Annotated in this window: 19 protein-coding genes and 2 pseudogenes; 14 read left to right on the top strand and 7 right to left on the bottom strand. The window is 58.2% G+C overall.

The window, feature by feature from the left end; translation table 11 throughout:
- Positions 1–4 precede the first annotated feature (4 nt).
- From HX899_RS20435 to HX899_RS20425, 3 genes and pseudogenes are all read right to left on the bottom strand, one after another.
- Positions 5–697: a type 1 glutamine amidotransferase domain-containing protein gene (locus HX899_RS20435; RefSeq protein WP_181293235.1), complete on the bottom strand. Its 693-nt coding sequence runs from the start codon at positions 695–697 to the stop codon at positions 5–7.
- Between the two features lie 225 nt (positions 698–922).
- Positions 923–1285 (bottom strand): annotated as a pseudogene (locus HX899_RS35675) (DUF6958 family protein).
- A complete protein-coding gene (locus tag HX899_RS20425; RefSeq protein ID WP_181293233.1) occupies positions 1278–1817 on the bottom strand; it encodes a GFA family protein in 540 nt (179 codons plus the stop codon). The pseudogene HX899_RS35675 and the gene HX899_RS20425 overlap by 8 nt, the downstream one beginning before the upstream one ends.
- A 123-nt stretch (positions 1818–1940) precedes the next feature.
- On the opposite strand from HX899_RS20425, the gene HX899_RS20420 reads away from it, so the two are divergent.
- Complete coding sequence (locus HX899_RS20420; protein WP_181293232.1) at positions 1941–2609, top strand: TetR/AcrR family transcriptional regulator; 669 nt, start codon at positions 1941–1943, stop codon at positions 2607–2609.
- 227 nt (positions 2610–2836) lie between these two features.
- Positions 2837–3319, top strand: coding sequence for a DUF4168 domain-containing protein (locus HX899_RS20415; RefSeq protein ID WP_171598318.1), 483 nt, complete (start codon positions 2837–2839; stop codon positions 3317–3319).
- 224 nt (positions 3320–3543) lie between these two features.
- Here the strand turns inward: HX899_RS20415 and HX899_RS20410 are convergent, their stop codons facing one another.
- Positions 3544–3930, bottom strand: a complete 387-nt coding sequence (locus HX899_RS20410; RefSeq protein WP_138387292.1) for an ectoine synthase — start codon at positions 3928–3930, stop codon at positions 3544–3546.
- 130 nt (positions 3931–4060) lie between these two features.
- Between HX899_RS20410 and HX899_RS20405 the strand changes: the two genes are divergently transcribed.
- The 9 genes from HX899_RS20405 to HX899_RS20365 all read left to right on the top strand — a co-directional run bounded on the left by HX899_RS20405 (position 4061) and on the right by HX899_RS20365 (position 13463).
- Complete coding sequence (locus tag HX899_RS20405) at positions 4061–4939, top strand: LysR substrate-binding domain-containing protein (protein WP_181293231.1); 879 nt, start codon at positions 4061–4063, stop codon at positions 4937–4939.
- Between the two features lie 223 nt (positions 4940–5162).
- Entirely contained in the window at positions 5163–6818 is a 1656-nt protein-coding gene (locus HX899_RS20400; protein WP_181293230.1) for a bifunctional diguanylate cyclase/phosphodiesterase, read from the top strand.
- Between the two features lie 73 nt (positions 6819–6891).
- Positions 6892–7401, top strand: coding sequence for a hypothetical protein (locus tag HX899_RS20395; protein WP_138334832.1), 510 nt, complete (start codon positions 6892–6894; stop codon positions 7399–7401).
- Entirely contained in the window at positions 7398–8570 is a 1173-nt protein-coding gene (locus HX899_RS20390; protein WP_138334833.1) for a class I SAM-dependent methyltransferase, read from the top strand. Before HX899_RS20395 ends, HX899_RS20390 begins: the two co-directional genes overlap by 4 nt.
- Positions 8567–10924 carry a SpoIIE family protein phosphatase gene (locus HX899_RS20385; protein WP_181293229.1) on the top strand — a complete coding sequence of 786 codons (2358 nt, stop codon included), beginning with the start codon at positions 8567–8569 and terminating at the stop codon, positions 10922–10924. Before HX899_RS20390 ends, HX899_RS20385 begins: the two co-directional genes overlap by 4 nt.
- 3 nt (positions 10925–10927) lie before the next feature.
- Complete coding sequence (locus HX899_RS20380) at positions 10928–11488, top strand: slr1658 superfamily regulator (RefSeq protein ID WP_138334835.1); 561 nt, start codon at positions 10928–10930, stop codon at positions 11486–11488.
- 7 nt (positions 11489–11495) lie between these two features.
- A complete protein-coding gene (locus HX899_RS20375) occupies positions 11496–11834 on the top strand; it encodes a slr1659 superfamily regulator (RefSeq protein WP_138334836.1) in 339 nt (112 codons plus the stop codon).
- A gap of 482 nt (positions 11835–12316) precedes the next feature.
- Positions 12317–12583 carry a lysozyme inhibitor LprI family protein gene (locus tag HX899_RS20370; RefSeq protein ID WP_246697148.1) on the top strand — a complete coding sequence of 89 codons (267 nt, stop codon included), beginning with the start codon at positions 12317–12319 and terminating at the stop codon, positions 12581–12583.
- Positions 12584–12809: 226 nt separating this feature from the next.
- Positions 12810–13463 (top strand): hypothetical protein, encoded by a 654-nt coding sequence (locus HX899_RS20365; protein WP_138334838.1) that lies wholly within the window; start codon positions 12810–12812, stop codon positions 13461–13463.
- 288 nt (positions 13464–13751) lie between these two features.
- Here HX899_RS20365 and HX899_RS20360 read toward each other — a convergent pair.
- A pseudogene (locus tag HX899_RS20360) lies at positions 13752–14033 on the bottom strand (helix-turn-helix domain-containing protein); the annotation flags it as partial.
- Positions 14034–14194: 161 nt separating this feature from the next.
- Here HX899_RS20360 and HX899_RS20355 point away from each other — a divergent pair.
- Both HX899_RS20355 and HX899_RS20350 read left to right on the top strand, forming a co-directional pair.
- Positions 14195–15970: an adenylate/guanylate cyclase domain-containing protein gene (locus HX899_RS20355; protein ID WP_181293227.1), complete on the top strand. Its 1776-nt coding sequence runs from the start codon at positions 14195–14197 to the stop codon at positions 15968–15970.
- Between the two features lie 257 nt (positions 15971–16227).
- Positions 16228–16812, top strand: coding sequence for a GNAT family N-acetyltransferase (locus HX899_RS20350; protein ID WP_181293226.1), 585 nt, complete (start codon positions 16228–16230; stop codon positions 16810–16812).
- A 221-nt stretch (positions 16813–17033) separates the two neighbouring features.
- Here HX899_RS20350 and HX899_RS20345 read toward each other — a convergent pair whose 3' ends face one another.
- Positions 17034–18020 carry an MBL fold metallo-hydrolase gene (locus HX899_RS20345; protein ID WP_181293225.1) on the bottom strand — a complete coding sequence of 329 codons (987 nt, stop codon included), beginning with the start codon at positions 18018–18020 and terminating at the stop codon, positions 17034–17036.
- 48 nt (positions 18021–18068) lie between these two features.
- Between HX899_RS20345 and HX899_RS20340 the strand changes: the two genes are divergently transcribed.
- Complete coding sequence (locus HX899_RS20340; RefSeq protein WP_181293224.1) at positions 18069–19049, top strand: LysR family transcriptional regulator; 981 nt, start codon at positions 18069–18071, stop codon at positions 19047–19049.
- Positions 19050–19361: 312 nt separating this feature from the next.
- On the opposite strand, the gene HX899_RS20335 is transcribed toward HX899_RS20340, so the two are convergent.
- Entirely contained in the window at positions 19362–21494 is a 2133-nt protein-coding gene (locus HX899_RS20335; protein ID WP_181293223.1) for a beta-galactosidase, read from the bottom strand.
- Between the last annotated feature and the right edge of the window lie 2 nt (positions 21495–21496).

Raw genomic sequence — 21496 nt, 5'->3', positions numbered from 1 at the left:
ACGCTTAAGCCGCGGCCTGCTTTTTCAAGGCATCGAGGAGCGTCCGGGCGCCCTGCCTGGATGAGGCAGGGTTTTGGCCGGTGATCAGCAGGCCATCCTGGACGACATGCACGCCCCAATCCGCCGTCTTCGAAAACTGGGCGCCCTGCTCTTTCAGCACGTCCTCGAGCAGGTAGGGAACAAACTCGACCAGGTGCATGGCCTCTTCCTCGGAATCGGTGAACCCCGTGACGGCCCGGCCCTTGGCGATGGGCTTTCCATCCGGCGCTTTCACATTCGTGAGGATACCGGGGGCGTGGCAAACGAGCGCCACAGGTTTTCTCGCCGAAAGCATGTCCTCGATGAGCGACAGCGCATTGCGATTGTTCGTCAGGTCCCACAGCGGGCCGTGCCCACCAGGGAAGAACACGCCGTCATAGTCCGCCTGCTTGATTTCGGACAGCATCAGGGTGTTGGCGAGCGCAGCCGTTGCCGCCTGGTCTCGCTCGAACCGTCGCGTGTCTTCCGTCTGGAATGCTGGCTCGTTGCTCTTCGGATCGAGCGGAGGTTGGCCGCCCTTCGGCGAAGCGAGTGTGATCTCCACCCCAGCGTCGCGGAAAACGAAATAAGGAGCAGCAAGCTCCTCGAGCCAGAATCCCGTCTTCTTGCCGGTGTTTCCCAGTTGATCATGCGATGTAAGAACCATGAGAATTTTCATTGCTCAGCTCCTTCAAGCCAGCCGGCGGACAACGCCGTCGGCACCCGGATTTACGGTGAAATACTGCCTGCAATCTCATGCTGAAACGGGAGAGGACATAGAGCGGCTGCGCTGCGAAACAAGCTCTCCCGCGCGGTGTTTGCTAGAATTGCTTTAGCCGAAGCCTAACCAGACAAACGGCGGTCGCCCGCGACATCCGTTCGCTGGGCTGAGCCGGCAGACGCCTCAAGGGCATTTGAAAAGCCTGACCGGCTTTCCCGGCCCGCGCTGGATGATGCGCTTGGCTTCCAGATCCAGTTGAACGGCCTTCAACCACCATCCTGTTCTAAATTAAATAGTTGGAGCATGATGTCGTCCGAAAACCGCTCACACTTTTCGGCATCATGCTCTAGCGCCGCCCGGGAATTCGACCTCGGAGGGATGCGGCAGGATGGCGATGTTTGCCTGTGCTACGGTCAGTCCGGGTGCCTGCTCAGGCAGTGCGGCCAGCGGAGCGTGGCGCATTACCATGTATTTGGCCTTGTTGACCCGCTCCGTATGGTGCGGCGAGGTTATGCTTTCAATGAGGATTTTTTCGTCATCAGGCATCGATAGCTCCTTTGACAGTGATGTCGGGCACTTTGAAGCCCATCGCAATCCACGCGGTGAGAAGTCTGCCATAGAAGCCGGCCGTCGCCAGCGCGCCGGAAGGCACGTCATCGGGCACACTCGCGCGATCGGGCGCATTCTGGGTCATCGTGCGCAATTGAAGGGGCGGAAGCTCGGCCTGCTTCCAGAGATTGCCGTAGAGGCTAAGCCAGTGGCCACCCTTGAACTCCAGGAAAATGGGCGTGTTGCAGCAGGATGCCAGGACACGTCGCGTTGAAGCCTTGGGGCCGAGGCGGAACTCCCGCAGGTTTTCGGTTCCGGCCAAAAGGCTGATCCGATCCTTGCGATAAAGCACGTAGCGCGTACCGCCATGGATCGTCCGGATCGCCTCCGGCAAGGGAAGCGACTCCAGCCTTCCGGCCGCGTCACTGCAGCTCTTGCAATGACATTCCGCGCTGATGATCGGGGCGCCGCGCACATCGAGGTGAAAGGTTCCGCAGGCACAAGTCAGACGGGTTGTCTTGTTGTTCATGACATCGCTCGCTGTTGAGGATCGCTGGATAGTCGCAAAATCAAACTAGACCGTTTAGTTCCATTATAAGAACTAGACGGTTCAGTTTGATCGTGTCAAGTAGGGCTGGAGCGGAGATCGAGAATGTTGATACCGGGTATGGAAGCCGACCTTGCCCAGGGGCGGGCCGGCACTCGTTCGGAGCGCAAACAGGCGGCGATCGTCGGTGCCGCGGCCGAAGTCTTTCTCAGCACCGGTTATGCCGGAGCCAGCATGGACGAGATCGCCAGCCGGTCCGGCGTGTCCAAGCAGACGGTCTACAAGCACTTCTCCAGCAAGGAGGCGCTGTTCGTCGCCGTGCTCACCCAGATGATGGGAGAAGCAGATACCGCCGTTCACACCGGCCTCCCCCAGGTGGAGAACCGCGCTCAGCTGGAAGCCTATCTCCTCGACTACGCCGTCCGCCAGCTCACCATCGTCCTGACGCCGGGGCTGATGCAATTGCGCCGGCTCGTGATTGCGGAGGCGCAACGCTTCCCGGAACTCGCCAAGCTGCTTTACGCGCGCGGCCCTGCACGGGCGATCGAGGTCATAGGCAGCGCTTTCGAACAATTGGCCGGCAAGAAGCTGCTGCAGTTCTCCGATGCAACGGTAGCCGCATCACAGTTCAACTGGCTGGTGATGGCCGACCCCGTCAACCGGGTCATGATGCTGGGCGATGCGGCCATTCCGAGGAAGCTGGAGATTTACCGCCACGCCGAGGCGGCCGTCGCCACGTTCCTGGCGGCATTTCTGCATCCAGATAAGCGATAAACGCCACCGAAAGTCCGGGTATCACAGCGGCAATGACTTGAATTTTCCGCACGTGCCAACAGGCCGGCGGTCACAAAGCCGCCGCTCAATCGTCAGTAAATCGCCCCGTTACCGCCGCACCGTGCCCTCTTAAAGGTTCCATCGTCGCGACCTCGCCCGGCCTTTGAGTGGCTGAGCGATCGACCGAGGCGGTCTTGCTGCCGATAAAATCATGCACTTGAAGAGGAATGAACATGATCACTCGTTACACATCTGTCGCAACATTGAGCGCGGCAGTCTTCAGTCTGCTTGCTTTCAGCCCGGCATCCGCTGTCGACATGGCCCAGGCGCAACAGCAGCCGGCACAAGCGCAGCCCCCGGCACAGGCGCAGCCGCCGATGCAGGGACAGCCCGGCGGCAGCGGTGCGGCCGCCCCCGTCAGCGATCAGAAAATCGAAGCCTTCGCCGTTGCCTATCTGCAGGTCGACAAGGTGAGACAGGAATATTCGGCCAAGATCGGCGCGACGAAGGACGAGGCTGCCAAGCAACAGCTGCAGGAGGAGGCCAAGAAGCAGATGGTCGATACCGTCCAAGCTTCTCCCGACATCTCCGTCGAAGAATATTCGTCGATCCTGACGGCCGCGCAGAGCGACCCGGCTCTGGCCAAGAAGGTACTGGAAAAGATCGGCACGCCGCCGCCGGGCCAGCAACAACAGCAACCGCAGCAATAGGCTGCACGTAGCTTCAAGTCACCACGAATAGGGAGCGGATGTCCTGTCGTTCGCGCCGGCAGCAGTGCCCGCCATTTGCCGGGCTCTGCTGTCCATCTCGGCAGCCGACAAAGAGATCGGCTAGAACAGGATGATTTTAGGCCGGATCGGCCTAAAATCTGAATCCTGTTCTACATCATATAGTTAGAGCAAAACCGCTTACACTTTCGGCATCATGCTCTGGTTCAGTATTGCGACCCGCTCTTGTTGTCCAGGTCGTGCCGTTCGGTGCCCGTCAGCGGCGGGTTGAAGATGCTGACGAGAACGAGATCCTGATCCTTCCCGCCGCGCAGATAATGGCGGTCGTGCTTGTCGAGCACGTAGATATCGCCGGTGCGGATCGGAAAGACATTGCCGTCCATATCCTCCACTTCGCCCTCGCCCTTGATGCAGTAGCAGGCCTCCAGGTGATTGCGGTATTGGAGCAAGGCCTCGCTATTGGCGCGAACGACGGTATGGCACACCGTAAAGCCCATGCCATCGTCTTTGGTCAGCAGCCGGTGGCTCGTGCCGTTGCCCCAATCGACGAAACGCTCGGTGAGCTCCACCTCTTTCAGATTTCTGACGAACATCGCCGATTCCCCTGATAAATTATTGAAGATACGGTGATGATTCATTTTCATCGCCCGCAACAATTAGCTATTGAAATCACTGGCATTTTCAAATGATGATTTCTGCGTCATCTGTGAGGAAATTTTACAAATGCAATTGCCGCCGTTAAACGCTTTGCGCGCTTTCGAAGCCACGGCCCGCCTGATGAGCCTTTCGAAAGCGGGCGACGAGCTGCACGTCACTCATGCGGCGGTCAGCCATCAGATCAAGCATCTGGAAACCTGGCTCGGCCGCAAGCTGCTGCAGAAATCGGGCCGCGGCATTACGCTGACCGCAGCCGGCGGTGAATATTACCGGGCCGTCTCCGGATCGCTGGCGGCGATCGCGCATGCGACCGGCAATATGCGGCGCGATCACGACATGCGCGCCATCACCGTCGGCTGCATTCCCTCAATCGCATCGCGCTGGCTCGTCCCCGCCCTGCCCTCCTTCCAGGAAAGCGCCCCCGATCTCGACGTCAGGATCGTCTATGCCCGCGCCGAAGAACGCTTCGACGACGAGAGCCTCGACGTACTGATCACCATGGGCGAGGATCTGAGCGGCGGCAGGGAAAGCCGCCTGCTCTTCTCCCGCCGCAACCAGCCCGTCACCAGTCGCCATTACCTTGCCAAACGCAACTGGACGATCGACGACGTCTCGATCGCCGGCGCCGATCTGCTGCACGACGAATCCGTCGATGGCTGGAAGGAATGGTTCCGCAAGGCCGGCCAGAAAGCGCAGGAGCCGCTTCGAGGGCCGATATTTCAGGATTTCAACATGCTGGCGACGGCCGTAATCGCCGGCCATGGCGTGGCGCTCTGCCCTGTCGAGGTGTTCCGCCGCGAGATCGAACGCGGCGATCTGCTGGTGCTTTCCGAGATCGCCACGGCAGAGAACCAGGGCTATTACGTCATATCGAACAGCTGGGCGAAAAAGCCGGTCGGCCGCTTCATCGACTGGTTCATGACCGAGTGCGGATCGGGCGCGTGAGATCCCCTGCCCTCAGTTCATCGAAGGGTCGCCGCCGAGGCGATGGATGCAAATGGGTCGCGGTAATAAAGACGTGGCATAAGCCCATCCGTGAGCGAGTTGGGCAGAGGTTGGGGATTGTTAATCAGAAATGCCTAATGTAAATCTTGGCGTGCACAAGTTGTGCGGGGGCTGATTTGCTACAATATCTGGTTATGACATGAGACTAGGGAGGGCCTCGGACATGCGGAAAATTCATGCTGCCCCCTCGGCGCTCGGACAAACAGAGGCAAAAACTTCGAGCTCAATCGACCGGCTTTTGTTCTTTGATCGCGAATTCAATCCCGTCGAGAATTTGCTCGGCAATGAGCTGCCTGCTTCTGTCAAACCAGCAGCGTCGTTTTGGGAGCATTTTCCTGAATTGGACAAATCGGCGATTACACTCGCCCTCCGTTCATTGGGCGACAGTGCCCAACCCTTGCAAATAACGGGGGATCTTGGCGCGCCCGCGTCGCACGGACTGACGATCTATCGGATCGGAGATCTGTTTGCCGTGGTTCGGTCCGAGGAATCTATCGACGATGAGCGCGCAACTCTTTTGCATCTGGCCACCCACGATCCGCTCACTGGACTGCCGAACCGACGCCAGTTCAGCGAGGACCTCGCTGTGTTGTTACGAGAGACCGCAGGCTCGAACGAGACTCTGTCCCTGATGCAACTCGATCTTGACGATTTCAAACCCGTCAACGACACGCTTGGGCATCCGGCAGGCGACAAGCTTCTTCAGCTCGCTGCAAGCCGCATTCAAGGGTGCCTTGCCAGGGACGACAGAGCCTATCGACTGGCGGGTGACGAATTCACCGTCATATCAAGAGGCCCAGGACATCCCGCCAAAGGACACCAGTTAGCAGAAGCTTTGGTTGATGCATTCAAAAAACCCTTCACGATAGATGGCATCGCGCTATTTGTCGGTGCCAGTATCGGCATATCTGCTGCTCCACCGGACGGTACAAGTCCGGAGCAGCTGATGAAGGCGTCCGACGTCGCACTCTACGCCGCGAAGAAGGACGGGCGCGGTCGTGCAAGACCGTTTGATCCCTCAATGCTTGAGTTGCTGGAACAACGCGAACTGCTGCGCCGCAGCCTTCGCATGGCCCTGGTCCAGCAACAATTCTCTATTGAGTACCAACCCATCGCCGAGGGCGGCAGCATTGTCGGCTTCGAAGCATTGCTGAGATGGCACCACCCTCTACTTGGAAAAATCCCACCAACGGCATTTATTCCGATGGCCGAGGCCGATGGAATAATGCCGGAAATAGGGGCATGGGTTTTGGAGCAGGCATGTCGCGAGGCAATGAAGTGGCCGCAGAACTACATCGTCGCGGTCAATTTGTCCGCGGCTGAATTCTTGACAAACGGCCTCACCGATCGCGTATCCCAAACGCTGGACTTGATCGGGTTGCCGCCAGACCGTCTGGAGCTTGAGATAACCGAAAGCGTGCTGCTTGAGCGCACCGTCAACAATATCGACACCTTGAATACGCTCAACGTGCTAGGGATACGAATCTCGCTTGATGATTTCGGGACCGAATATTCTTCGCTCAGCTATCTGAAGACATTCCCGTTCGACACGATCAAAATCGACAAATACTTTATCACCGACCTCGAAAGCGATCTGAAAAGCCAGGCAATCGTCCGCTGCATCGTTAACCTCGCACATGACCTCGACATGCAGGTGACGGCCGAAGGGGTTGAAACGCCAGGTCAGGCGGAATGGTTGCGCAGTGTGGGCTGCGACAGACTTCAAGGCTATTTGATTAGCAGGCCGCTTCCGGTCCAGGCGATTGGCGAATTCATCACCCGGGCGGACACATCCGCAAGCCCAGCGCTACCACAGTGAACAACCGATTTTCGCCGTGCCTTTAGCTATGGCATGCATCACTGACGCCCCAGGCAAAAGAAGGGAGGGTGTATTGGAACAGGAAGCAGCTAGCTTCGATGACCATGCATTTGCGCCGATGGTATCGCTGGAACTGGACGTTGCGATGTTCAAATCCCGATGGCAGTTTTGCGACGGGATTACCGAATATCTCTCAGACATTCTCGGCCAAGGTCACAGCGATCCCGCTCGATATTCCAATTTTCTTTCCGTCGCGACGAACGAGTTCATCGAACTTGCTTTCCGTTCGACGAGCGAGCTGGGAAGGATAAGGTTCAGTCTCTACCGGAATGCGACATTCAATCGGCTGAGAATTGCGTTTCCTTGCGAGGAAGCATTTGGCCGAAAGCACATGGATGCGAGAGCAAGCGAACACCAGCCTGTCCCAGGCGCCGGCTCTGGATTCGTGGTCACGAAGTCCGATGGGACGGTTTTGCTCAGAGATTTGGCAGCAATATTCCGCGCCACGATCCGAATTGAGCAAGACGGCGAACAAGAGATTCAAATCATTGCGGATTTCCCCTCGGTCGAGGACTTCCGATGAGCCTGCTTCCCCTACCCTTCACTGTTCATTTTGATCCGACAAATCAGGAGCTGTTGCTGTCTGGCAAGATGCGGCCTGAAAGCGCCACTGAAATTGCCGATGCCCTCAAGCTGGTGCAGCAAAGTTTGGAAAAATACAGTGGGGTCGTTTACGTCAATGTCAAACGTCTGACGCACATCAACATGACTGCCTTCGCGGCCCTGGCCGATATACTCGCGGCAAGTTGCCGGATCAGACCGGAACGGAAGATCGTCATCATTACGTCGAGCGTGGTGGCATGGTCGACCTCGTTATTCCAAACGCTGGCGGCATCACAACCAAGCCTGTCGGTTGAAGTCTACGATTCGGCATTTTATCCGGGCCAGAGCTTTGTCGAGGATGAGACTTTCATTCCCATTCTGCGCACCCAGACGAAAATGACATGGAGGCACGAACGCGAACTGTTGCCTCGCCACGGCCTGCGCAGCGGTCTTGTCATCGCAGATATCTGTTGCGGAATTGGTGATTTCGCCGCCTTGGTTCAACGGGAATTTAGACCGGCACGCCTTGTCGCGCTGGATCATTCCGTGCGTAGCCTCGAATATGCCCGCAGGGTCGCGGCCGACTTCGATCTGCAGGGAATCGAGTACACCTATGGCGACGCTTCCCAAATGCTGCTGCGAGACAATCAATTTGACTTTGTGACCTGCCGACATTCGCTGCAGATTTTCAACCGTCCCGAGATGCTGCTCAGGGAGCTTTACCGCATCTGCAAGCCTGGCGGCCGTGTCTACATCACCAACGAAAAAAACTCGCATTGTCTGGGCGAGCCACATGCTGAATCCATAAGATGGACTTACGAAGAAGTCGCCAAACTGTTCAGGCACTTCGACATGGATGTCGAGATGGGGCCGAAAAGCCGCCACCTCCTCGCCGACGCGGGGTTCGATAACATCAAGGTCGATTCATTTATGGTCACGAATCTTGATGGGGATCCCCAGGACTTCGCAGACATCATCGAAGCATGGGAAAATGTCTACGCGGGTGAGATGGCCGTTCGACGGGGCGACTCGTCAGATTTCATTCGCAGGTTCCGGCAAGGATTCAAAGATCATATCTTTGCTGCTCTTCACCCCAAGGGTTATGCAGGCTGGCCGATCTGGGCAGCCTCCGGCCGAAAGCCGCTGTGATGGACGGGAAATCGAAGAGACCGGCAAGGCTAGGCTCATTTCGGGCAAAGTTCATTTTGGTCGTCGGTGGAGCTGTCCTCTTTGATCTGCTGGTCAGCGGTGGACTGGCGCTTTGGAATGTTCAGAGGCTGTCGCGCGACGCCACCCTGGAAGTCGGACAGGGTCTGGAAGCGGCAAGCCAGGAATACATCCGCACATATGCCGATTCCACCGCAGCACAGGTGAGTTTGCTCCTGCGGCAGGTTCACAACGACGTCAGCACCTTGGCGGGTGTGCTCCAGGCGCAGATCGACGATCCCGAGCGTAATTCCGATGTCGGCGCGGCGATCGCCCGCACATCTCCCGGCAGCGTCAGCCTGTCCTACGATCAAAAGGCGAACTGGTCTCAGAACGCTCCGGGCTCGGTCTCCGTTGTCAGCGTCTGGAGTTACTTGCTCGGAGAAGATCACAACCCAAGACCCGACGTTCAGACCGATATCCAGACCAGCGCGGTTCTAGACCTTGTCGCACCGAGCTTGCTGCAGCACGGGGCTTCAAAGCTGCAGATGTATTACATCGGATCGAAAGAACGACCAATCTTCAGAACAGCGCCCTATACCGACCAGGCTCAGACCTTCGACCGCCTTTATCCTGGTCATAACGAGGCCAATTTCTGGGACTTCTTTTTTCCCGGACTTTATGAGTCCTGGCAGGGCTGGGCCAAGGATATGAAAACGCGGCCGGTCGCGGACGATATAACCCAGACAGCGCCCTATACGGACGCCATTACCGGGAAACTGATCGTTTCTTTCTTTCAACCACTATGGACAGCCGACAGGAAGGATGTCGCCGGGACGGCTGGCGCGGACATTACGCTCGACCAGCTCGCGCAGACTGTAGAAAATGTGAAAGTGGCCCAGTCCGGCTTTGGATTTCTCGCAATGTCCGACGGAAACGTTGTGGCGATCAACAGCACAGGCGAAAAAACGCTCGGTCTGCGTTCTGCGAGCGATGCGAGCGGAAGCGGAGTGACCGGACTGGAGCGCTCCCTGAAGGGAAGCTCCCAGCCTGCGATAGCAAAACTGGCCCTTGATCGCGAACTGGGCATCCAACATTTGTTGTTGCAGCAGGAGGGTAACGAGGTCCCCTATATCGTTATCGTCAAGAAACTCCCCGCGACCAATCTCTGGTCCAGCGGCCCGGTTCGGCAAGAGGCGATGTCTCTTGGAGTGGTTGTGCCTGAACGAGAAATCCAGGCCTCCCTCTATGCGGCTCAAGCCAAAATTTCGGAAGCTACCAACCGGATCGTGATCTACCAAATCCTGGCGATCCTAATGTCACTGCTTGTTGTGGCTATAGCAGTAATTGCGGCTTCCAAACGAATAACGAGCGGAATCAGTGCACTTGCAGATGCCGCCAAACGGATTCAGGCGAAGGATTATTCAGTCAGGGTGGCCATAACAAGCAAAGATGAGGTCGGCGAGGCTGGTGAAGCATTCAACCGGATGGCCGAACAGATCAGCTATCATACGGAAAATCTCGAGCAGCTTGTCGAAGAGCGAACAGCTCAAATCGAAGATGCAAAGGAAGAGATTTCGACGCTGAATGCACAGCTCCAGCGAGAAAATCGACGTCTCGGAACAGAGCTGGCCGTCGCCGAGAGGATCCAGCTCATGGTTCTTCCGCTGCACCAGGAGCTTGAGGAGTTTCAGGCCCTTGAGATCGCAGCCTATATGAGACCTGCAGAAGAAGTCGGCGGCGACTACTACGACGTATTGAAGAACGGAAGCCGATTGAAGATTGGCATCGGCGACGTCACCGGACACGGGCTCGAAAGCGGCGTGCTGATGTTGATGGTTCAGTCCGTCGCCCGCGCCCTGCAGGAAGCCGGAAACACCGATGCAGTCAAATTTCTCACAGACCTGAACAGCGCCCTGTTCAAAAATATCGTGAGGACCAAAATCGACAAGCATCTCACACTGGCGTTTCTTGACTACGACGGCAAAGAGATGATCCTGTCGGGACAACACGAGGAAGTTGTGGTCGTGCGGGCGAACGGCGAGGTCGAGCGCATAGACACCATGGATCTGGGTATACCGATCGGGCTGGAAGCCGATATTTCTGCCTTCATTAAAACCCGGGAAATAAGCTTCGAGACGGGCGACCTCATACTCCTGCATACGGACGGCGTAACAGAAGCCGAAAACGACGCTGGAGAACTCTTTGGCATCGAACGTCTATGCCGCGAAGCACTGCGCTTGAAGGACCAGAGCGCTGAGAAAGTCGTTGCCGGAATTATAGCGACATTAATGCTCTTCATAGGATCGCAGAAGATTTACGACGACATCACGCTTCTCGCAGTGCGACATAGGTGAGACATGACGCCAACGGTATATGGTATCGAATCTCTGACGGGCATAAGCCTAGATTCAAGCACTCGCCTCACGTTAAGCGACGGACCGCTTCAGCTCGGATGGAAGCACTCAGGAATGACGTCGGACTTTATAGCGGAAGTCATGGCTCTGCGGTATTCACGTTCAAGGAAGGACTATGTGCAGGCGCATCATGACATCGGATATCTCAGCAATGAGTTGATCGAAAATGCCGTCAAGTTTCGACAGCCTGGGGAGATCCTCATTGAAGCCGGCATATTGGACGGTACTTTTTTAATAAGGGTGAAGAACACGATCGATGGCGTGACATCCTCTCGCTTTCAGCAACTGCTGCATCGCCTTCAATCGAGGGACCCCGGGGAACTTCTTCTTGAGCAAATCGAAACCAATGCCATATCGGCAGAAAGCGGTTCGGGCTTGGGGTTGCTGACCCTTCTGAGCGATTACGACGCAAAAATGGCATGGGCATTCGAAGACAATAATGACCAGCGTGTCATCCTGACGACAACTGCAGCCGTGGCAATGCCGCCCTCCTCCAATCTGTGAGCGAAGAATGGAAATCAGCGACGAAAACTTCCGCGTATGGGCTGAGAAAAACGAGGTCTATTTCGATGGCGTATTCCGGCTGGCGGGACCGGATGCCTACGCGCCCATTTACTCATTGATATCAGGCCTGCTTCATGAGGGGCACAAACAGGTCACGTTCAACCTGACGGGTCTCGAGTTCCTCAATTCCTCTGGCATAAATCTCCTGGCCAAGCTGACGATTGAAGCCAGAAAGATGGACGACCTCCTGCTCGTCGTCAAAGGCACCAGCCAATATCCTTGGCAAGCGAAATCGCTGCCGAATCTCAAGAAGTTACACCCGCTTATCGATTTGCGCTTGGCGTGATTCTCTATTGAATTCGGTTTGACGCTCTCGCAAAACCCAGCGAGGCGTCCTCTATCAAGTCCATATCTTTTCGATAACAGGCCAGCGGCTCCCGGATCGGCGAGCTGCTTCCAGTTATGCCCAAGGTATGGCCGACAAACCTGCTGATCGAAAATGGACTGCAAGACTGGAATGTATCGTGCTCGCTCAGCACGTCGTACCAAGGTAATGAAACCGTCACCAACCCATGGAAAATGATTGGTAAGATGACGTCGACTTGATGGAAGGGAGCAGAAGTGGGGTTAAAACCAGCAACGAGGCATGCGGTGTTTGGATATTCATTCAATCGGAAAGAGGTCCATCATGAGAATTTTGTTGCTGTCCGCCACTTTGGTCCTGACGACGTCAACGTTCGCATTTGCAGATGATAACTGCGGCGATAAGACAAATCAGTCAGACATGAACATCTGCGCGCTGAATCCCTGAAGAAGTCGGATGCGGAGATGAACAAGGTCTACAAAGAGATCGAAGGTCGGCTGGAGGATGATGCCGACACGACCAAGCTTCTCGTAGCGACCCAGAAGGCATGGATTGCATTCCGTGATGCCGAGTGCAATTTCCAAAGCTCGACGGTCCAGGGTGGCACCGCCTATCCGTTCGTCAACAGTTCGTGCCACGACGGCCTGACTCAAAGCCGCACGGAGGCGCTCAAGGTTTACCTGAGGTGCAACGACGGGGACCTGGACTGCCCGGTCCCGGGGGCAAATTAAACATCTGAAATATCGAAGTTACGCCTCGGCTCCGCGGTCTCTCGCCTTCCCGTCCCGTCGACCGTTCCCACCAGGAATCGTTAAGTATACGAAGCCGTGTAGGACTATAGACGGGATCGGCATCGGACCTCGGTCCGATGTGCAAGGGGCGATCGACGTCTAACCTCTCCTACCTGCTCAAGCCGTGCATCTGCCCGGCGCTTGATGATCTGGTTCGGAGGAAACGATGCGGACAGCAACCTTAGCGTCCTTGGCCTTGCTCTCGCTGGCTCTTGCAGCAAGCCCGGTAACGATTGCCGGGATCGACATGGCCGCACTGGCAAAGAGCGGGGGAAACGGCGGCGGTAACAGTGGGGGCAATAGCGGCGGCGGTGGTCATGGCGGCGGTGGTGGAAACAGCGGCAACCATGGCAGCAGCAGCCAAGGTAGCGGTTCAACCCATGGCAGCTCCAAATCGCAAGGCGTGAAAGGCAAGTCCAGCGAGGCGGCAAGCAAATCCAAGTCCGTCAAGGCAGACGAGACCAAAGTCAGCACGAAAGAAAAGAACCTGTCGGCGCAACTTGCGGGCCTGAACTCCTTGAAGCGAAACTACAAGGCGTTGATGCATACGTCGGACCCACGCATGACGGCGATCTCGGCCTACGCCATGGCCTATGCCCAGTATGAACTCGACAATGGAATCGAGCCCGCGGCCGATGACCCTCTGTTGGGGGACGAGGCGCTCGAGGACGCATTGGCTTCCGCAACAAAAACCGGTGAAGTCAGTCCGGCGGTTCTGAACCAGGCCAAAACCATTCTCGGGGTTGGCGACGCAAACGGGAAGATTGATCAAATTCGCACCTCGCTGGAGAACGCCGCGCCGGCGACATCAGACGAATAGCCGCGAATTCAGGTGCGAGCAGTGTGGAGCTGACAAGTATAGCTCCGCACTAAATTAAGAGAGCATTTCCGTTTTGTTTGAGTACGGGAATGCTCTTTTTTTGCATATTTTCGAACACAGACCGCTGCGCCAGCGAGCGAGGGTCGATTAGGAGGCTCCCGCCAAGTCGCTGTTCTTTGAAACCATCGACACGCTTGTCGACTGGAGGCGGTCCTGGTTGGACTTGTAGGCGGTGTGGAGGAGCAGCAGCCTTGCTGGGGATGGGAACTATGCGCCAGAAGGGAGACGTCACTGATCATTGTTCACATTCTGTTTTTGACTTCGGCCATATCGGCGGGGTGACTGTTCCATGATCCGCTTGAACGCCGTGCTAAAGGCGTGCTCAGACGAATATCCCAGCGACACCGAAATTTCGGCCATTGTTTCCTCGCCCTGTATCAGTTTCATTCCTGCCGACATCATTCTCCGGCGGGCAACGTAGGAGATCGGCGTTTCGCCGACGCGCCTTGGGAAGTACTGGGCGAAGCTCGTGCGGGACATCCCCGCCTTGCGGGCGAGGTCTTCCAGTGTCCAGACGTGCGATGGCCGGCGATGAAATTGCCATCCGGGGAGATATGTTGCGCAGCAGCGGCTCGCCCACTAAGACATCGCCCAAGATCGCTCAGAAAAGAAGCGAAAGTTCCGTCTTGCCCACTGTCTTCCTGCTATAGTGGAGAAGAGGAGACGGCTCAATGGGCGAGAATCGCAAGCTGGCCGCAATTCTGGCCGCCGACGTGGTCGGATACAGCAGGCTCGCGAGCGCGGACGAAGATCGTATTCTGGCGAGGTTGCGGGCACTGCGTAGCGACCTGATCGATCCAACTATAGCTATGCACAACGGGCGCGTGATCAAGCGCACAGGCGATGGGGCATTGGTCGAATTCCGCAGCGTGGTGGACGCCGTCCGCTGCGCCGTCGAGGTGCAGAATGCCATGGTCGAACGCAATGCCGGCGTGCCCCAAGACCGCCGTATTGAGTTCCGAATCGGCATCCATTTGGGAGATGTGGTCGAGGAAAGCGACGGTGACCTGATGGGCGACGGCGTCAATATCGCGTCGCGCCTGGAGGGCGTCGCAGTGCCGGGCGCCATTTGCCTGTCGGAGGATGCCTATCGCCAAGTCAAGGCGAGGCTCGATCTCTCCGTCACCGATCTCGGCAGCACACAGCTCAAGAACATCGCCGAGCCGATTCGGATCTATTCGCTCCAGGTCGGCGTCGCCGCACTGGCAAAGTCAACAGTGACCGCCTACGCCGCCGCTAGTCGCGTGCCAGCCGCATCGCCGCCGGCGCTCTCGATTGCCGTGCTGCCCTTCGCCAACATGAGCGGTGATGTCGAGCAAGAATACTTCGCCGATGGCATCTCCGAAGACATCATCACTGCTCTGTCGAAGCTGTCGCAGCTGTTCGTCATCGCCCGCAACTCGTCGTTCACCTTCAAGGGCCGGAACGTGAACGTCCAAGAGGTGGGCCGCGGCCTTGGCGTGCGCTACGTGCTGGAGGGCAGTGTCCGCAAATCGGGCAGCAGGGTGCGGATCACCGCACAGCTGATCGACGCGACATCAGGCGGCCATCTGTGGGCGGAGCGTTTCGATCGCGACCTGACCGACATCTTTGCCGTGCAGGACGACGTAACGCAGCAGATTGTCGGCGCACTCGCGCTCAACCTGAGAGAGGGCGACCAGCAGCGGCTGGCTGCGGAGCAGACCGAGAGCCTGGAAGCGTATGACTGCTTCCTTCGGGGCCGTGAACACATGTGGAGGTTGACGAGAGAGCAAAACACGCAGGGCCGGGAACTGTTGCAACGCGCCATCGAGCTTGACCCGAAATTCGTTCCGGCCTACGCGTTCCTCGCCGTCACACATGGGCTGGCCTACATAAATCAGTGGAGCCAATCGCCGTCGAAATCGCTTGATCAGGCGATTGAGGCTGCCACGCGGGCGGTGGCGCTCGACGATCAATATCCCTACGCACATTGGGCGCTCGGCGTCGTCAAACTGCACTCGCGACAGCACGACGCGGCCATCGCCGAGGCCGAACGCGTGATCGCGCTTGCTCCCAATTTTGTCGAGGGGTACGAGAATCTCGGCAACGCACTACACTATGCCGGAAGGTCGGCCGAGGCGCTCGCCTATTTCGAACGGGCAATGGCCCTGAACCCCTATTACCCGGACCTGTTCCTGCACTTCTACGCGCAGGCGATGTTTCAGCTAGGCAGGTACGAGGAGGCCGTCGTCATCCTGAAGCGGCGGCTCGTCCGTAATCCAAACACAGACGTCTCGCGAGTGCTGCTGGCGGCGAGCTATGGTCACTTGGGGCGCTTCGAGGAGGCGCGCGGTGAGTGGGCGGAAGTGTTCCGAATCAATCCCGATTATTCCCTGGAGCACAGGCGCAAAGTACTGCCCTACAAGAACCCTGCCGATTTCGAACGCATTGTGGACGGCCTGCGGCAGGCTGGCCTGACTAGCTGATTGTTTGCCGCCAGCGGCAATGGGCCATAGCTTCTGTGCGGGGTCCACCGATGCATGCTCTCTGGTTTTGGGCCGGATGGTTCGCATCAGATTGTCCGAGAGACGTGCTCATGGGGCGCTAGACCAAGACTACGCCAAAAGCGACCCAACTGCTGAGCCAGCAGCAACCGGTATCGCTCCCACGCCATCCGGGTTACGATGCGCAGCTGAGAACGAGGGCGGGCGCCTCGTCGGACCACCTACGTCAGGAGGGCAGTGTGAAATCGCCAACAGTGAGAGTTATGGCCGCGGCCGAGGAAGATCTGGCGGTCGAAACGGTCATGCTGGCATTTGCAGCGGATCCTATGGCGCGATGGACCTGGCCGCATGCACACCAGTACCTTGCGGCCATGCCGCGAATGATCCGGGCGTTTGGGAGCAACGCATTCTCTAACGGAAGCGCCTTTTGCACCGACGACTACGCCGGGACGGCGCTGTGGCTATCGCCCGGGGTGCATTCCGACGAGGAAGGGCTTGGTGCAGTGCTCGAGAGCACAGTTGCGCGCTCTCTTGCCCCCGAAACCACGGCCATATTCGAGCAGATGGCCGCGTACCACCCGACCGAACCACATTGGTACCTGCCCCTGATCGGCGTCGACCCGGCGCATCAAGGCCAAGGTCACGGCGACGCCTTGATGGCGTACGCACTCGCACGGTGCGATCGCGATCACGCGCCAGCTTATTTGGAATCCTCGAACCCGCGCAACATTCCGTTCTACCGACGCTACGGCTTCGAACCGCTCGGCGCAATCCAGGCCGGTTCGTCGCCGACGCTCGTCCCGATGCTGCGGCGGCCGCGTTGAGCTTCAGTTCGATCAGATAGTTTGTGGCATACGGGCGGCGCAGAGCGCGCGGCACAGCCGCGAAACGAAGATGGAACGGACCGGCGAGAACTTTGCCGGCGGGCGCCTGTCGGGTTATAGGCGATGCCCGCTTTTAGAAGTCGGACGATGTAGCTTTGACGGCCGACATGGCGGCGCAAAGCAGCCCTATCGAACGAAACCTCTCGACGGCCGCACCCGGGTCAAAACTGCCAGCCCGCCGGAACCCAGGCGTAACCCATGTCGGTCTTGAGCATTCGTCCGAGCCCCGGGAACGGGTAATGAAACCCGAGAACAAGGAGCTTATCGGTTGCGGCCATATCGAATATGCGGCGGCGCGACGCGAGCGCGGTATCCTTGTCTCGGTCAGGTCCGGGTCGCCATGGATAGTCGATATTGACGACCGGGTGATAGGCAAGGTCCGCAGTGAGGAGCAGTTGGTCGTTTCCTGAGTGGGCCAGGAATGTTGCCATGCCAGGCGTATGTCCGGGCGCAGCTATCGTAGTGAGGCCCGGCACGATTTCCGCACCTGCCTCGTAGAGCTCGATGTCCTCTGCGATCGGCTCGACACTCCGTTTGATCGCCGCGGCAAACCGGTCACGAAAGTCCTTTGGTACCGGCATGTAGGAGAGATCGGGATTGTTGCGCACAAAAAAATCCCAGTCTGCCCGGGGTGCGTAGACGGTGGCATTGGGAAACGCTTTTTTGCCTTCGGAAGTGCTGAGATTGCCGACGTGATCAGGATGCGTGTGGGACACCACGATCGTGTCGATATCGCCTGCATCGAGACCGATGGCGGCGAGATTGTCGAACACACGCCCCGCATTCGGTCCCATCGTGGCCCCGGCTCCCGCCTCAAGCAATATCCGCCTGTCGCCGACCTCAAGCAGCAGCGTGTTGAGTTGAAGGGTCATGTGATCGGTAGGAAGGAAAGCGCGACGAAGGACCTCCTGCAGTTCGGCCTCCGGAGCATCGTTGGCATAGACCGTCGGTGGGCCGCCGATCACGCCATCGCTCAAAACTGTCGCTTTGATCTGCCCGACCCGAAATCGATAATATCCAACATTACGGGCGTCCGGGCTCTGCACTTGCGCATTGCCTGATCCGGCTGAACCTCCGAGCAGCAGAGCGGCCGTTCCAGCAACCGCGGAAACCATGACCGTTCGCCGGTTCAATGTGAGTCGATCCATTGCTTTTCCTTTCAGTCGACAATCCGCATGTGCGGCTGAGATATTTAGATGACCTCAAATCACTGCGCTGATAAGACGAGCAAATCTACGCAGCTTGATAAGGCAGGCTTCGCAATGGATCAGTTTCGTTTGGATAGCCTGGATGTTTTTGCGGCGATCGTCAGGTGCGGCGGATTCAGGGCCGCCGCCCTGGAGCGAGGCGTTTCATCATCGGCACTCAGCCAGACAATCAACGCTTTGGAAGAGGCGCTCGGCATCCGCCTGCTCAACAGGACAACAAGAAGCGTTTCGCCGACGGCGGCGGGACAGCGTCTGCTGCAGCGCCTCGGTCCAGCTTTGACGGACATCCGTCTCGCAGTCGACGACCTTAACCAGTTAAAGGAAAACCCGTCCGGCACCCTTCGTATCAATGCGCCAGGCCCCGCAATCGATCACCTGCTCTGTCCGGCAATGTTCACCTTTATGGACACATACCCGGATATCAAGGTCGAGCTCATCAGCGACGCAGCCGTCATCGACATCGTCGAGCAAGGCTTTGACGCCGGCGTTCGGTTCGGAAAGCAACTGGCACAAGATATGATCGCAGTACCGCTGGGACCATCGCTTCGATACGCGATCGTGGCGTCGCCGGACTATATTGCAAAGCATGGCCTGCCTTTGACCCCCAATGATCTCGCCGGCCACAACTGCATTCGACGACGATTTCCCGGCGGCACGCTGGTATCCTGGAAATTTGAAAAGGGCGGAGACGCGCTGGAAGTCTTGCCGGAGGGACGATTGACGGTGAGTTCAGCACACAACGAACTGCAGGCCGCTGTCGCCGGATGCGGATTGGCCCATATCTTCGAGGACTACGCCACACCCGACTTGACGAACGGCCGGTTGACGGAGGTTCTGAAGGACTGGAGCCCCCTCTTGCCAAGCTGGTATCTTTATTACCCGAGCAAAAAACACTCCAGCGCCGCCATGCGAGAGCTGGTGAGCTTCTTGCGCTCCTACGATTGGGAGCTGTCCCGGATGCCGGCTTAATTGAACGGTCATGACCTACGCCTGACTCGCTTCGTGAGGACTCTCGCCAACTTGGACCAACGTAGAAAATACGGAAGACTCCTTCATCCGCGGTCTGAACGCGGGAACACTGTCGAGAAGGACGGCGGGTGACCGCAATGGGCCGACTGCGGGGTGTACGCACGCGTTACTCTACTGGATAATGCTGGGGACCGACCGGAGCATCTACAATGGCACCCATTCAGGTCCCGTGATATGGATCCTCGGCTCAAGGCCGAGGACGACGGAGAATGCAGCAGCAGCGCTCGCCACGTTTGGCCTGGCGAGCGCAACTCACCCCGCGAGCTCGATGATCGCGCAGCCGTAGCCTTCGAGATCGAGCCTACCGGCAACCGGCTTTTCGGCATCGAGGAGATCACGGCCAGCGGGAACGCCGCCGATGGCGGCCGGCTGGTCGGTGTAGTTCTGAATGAACAGCAGCCGGCGGTCGTCATTCATCCGCATGGTCACCTCGACGCCCTCGGGAAGGTCGCCGATCAGCGGCTCGATGCCGACGGGTGCAAACAGCCGCTCGGCAAGAGCTGCCGTCAGATCCGGGGTGAGATAGGTGCCGACATAGACCACCTGCCCCTTGCCGAGCTTGCGCGACGTCGCCATCGACTGGCCCTCGGCATAGCGGTTGGACCAGGCCGCAACCACCTCGACATCGCTTGCGATCGCCAGGTTTTCATAGAAATAGCCGCCGACCAGTTCGCGGTTGCCGATCTTGAAGCGGCGTTCGCGGCGGCGCGATTCCGCCGGCTTGTTCGGCGGAATGACAAGCCCGCCCGAACGCTCCATCACATCGAAGAGCCCGTTGGCGCCGGGAGCGGCGAGACGGCCGAAATCCTCGACACGCACGCCTGTGAGCTGCGACAGCGCGGTGCCGGGCGCGGTCTCGCGGATGACGTGATTGTCTTCGTTGCGCGTGCCGGTGCGCGCGCCGATGACGACGGTGCCGCCCTGCTCGGCGAAGGATTTCAGCCTCTCGGTCCATTCGTCCTTCCACATCACCCAATGGGGCACATAGAGCAGCTTCAGCTTGGAAAGATCGTCCTCGGGATGAATGAAACCGCAGGCAATCCCGCGGTCGTAGCAATATTGGTGCAGCAGGATCGCATCGTCCTGCGGGCTCGGCAGGCCGATCGGATAGGTCTTGTGCGCTTCCTGATTGTCGAAATCGGAGCCGGCGATGCCGACATCCATGCGCACATAGGTGCCGAGGATCTTGGGCGCTAGCGCGGTCATCTCGGTTGCGAAGCGCTTCGCCTCGTCATAGCGATGGCGGGCGACATCGTCGTGGTCGATGATGCCCATCCAATAGATCTCGGCGCCGAAATGCGCGGGGCGCCAGCGGAAGAACATCAGGCCGTCGGCGCCGTGGGCGACTGAGGAAAGCGCCATGCGGCGCAGTTCGCCCGGTTCCGGTGTCAGCGTGCAGAAGCCCGGCTGGCTGCCGAAACCCGACTGTTGCTCAGGCACGATGTAGTTGCCGGAGAAGCCGCGGCAGATATCGAGGTGCAGCGCCTGAACCTTGGCGTGATTTCCGAGCCGCTGGAACTCGTCATAGAGCATCGGGTAGATGTCGTAGCCGACGAAATCGAGATCGGTGGTGAACTGGCCGCGAAAGTCGATATCCCGGAGGCCCCCGAGATTGTGGAAGACGAACCAGGAAGGCTTCACGGCGCGCAGGATCTCGACCTGATCGTGCTGGAAGCGCGCTGTCGAAAAGGCCAGGAAACGGTGATAATCCTGCAGATGGCCGGGGCTCGGGAAGGTCGGGCCGAACTCGATCGGTAGCACCACCTGGTCGAAGCTGTCATAGGCCGTCGCCCAGAAATCGCCACCCCACGCCGTGTTGAGCTTGCCGATCTCGCCATATCTGCCGGCGAGGAAGGCCTGGAATTCGGAAAGCGTCGCCTTCGAAAAGCTCTCCGGCATGCTGGTGTTCAGCTCGTTGTCGGTCTGCCAGCCGACGACAAAAGGATTGTCGCGATAGTGCTCGGCCATCGCTTTGGTGATACGCCGGCTATGCTCGCGAAAGACGGGGCTTGCCGTGTCGCAATGCTGGCGCGAGCCATGGCTCATTGGCCGACCCTTGCCGTCGACTCTCAGAATCTCTGGATGCGCCACGGTCAGCCAGCGGGGCGGCGTTGCCGTCGGCGTGCACATGATCGTGTCGATGCCGTAGCGCCCGAGCATGGCGATGGCGCGGTCGAACAGATCGAAATCGAAGGTGCCGAGCTTCTGCTCGAGAATATGCCAGGCGAATTCGGCCATTCTGACCACGTTGAAGCCGGCCTTTGCCATGCGCTCGGCGTCGCGCTCCCAGTAGCTTTCATCGACGTGCTCGGGATAGTGTGGGGCGCCGACGAGGAAGCGGTCGGTCTTGACGGGGTTCCATACGGAGAGGGTCTTGTCGGACACGG

The organism is Rhizobium sp. WYCCWR 11146 (genome assembly GCF_013591995.1).
GTDB lineage: Bacteria > Pseudomonadota > Alphaproteobacteria > Rhizobiales > Rhizobiaceae > Rhizobium > Rhizobium indicum.
The sequence above is the reverse complement of the archived record's forward strand: the minus strand, read 5'-3'. Positions and strand labels throughout refer to the sequence as shown.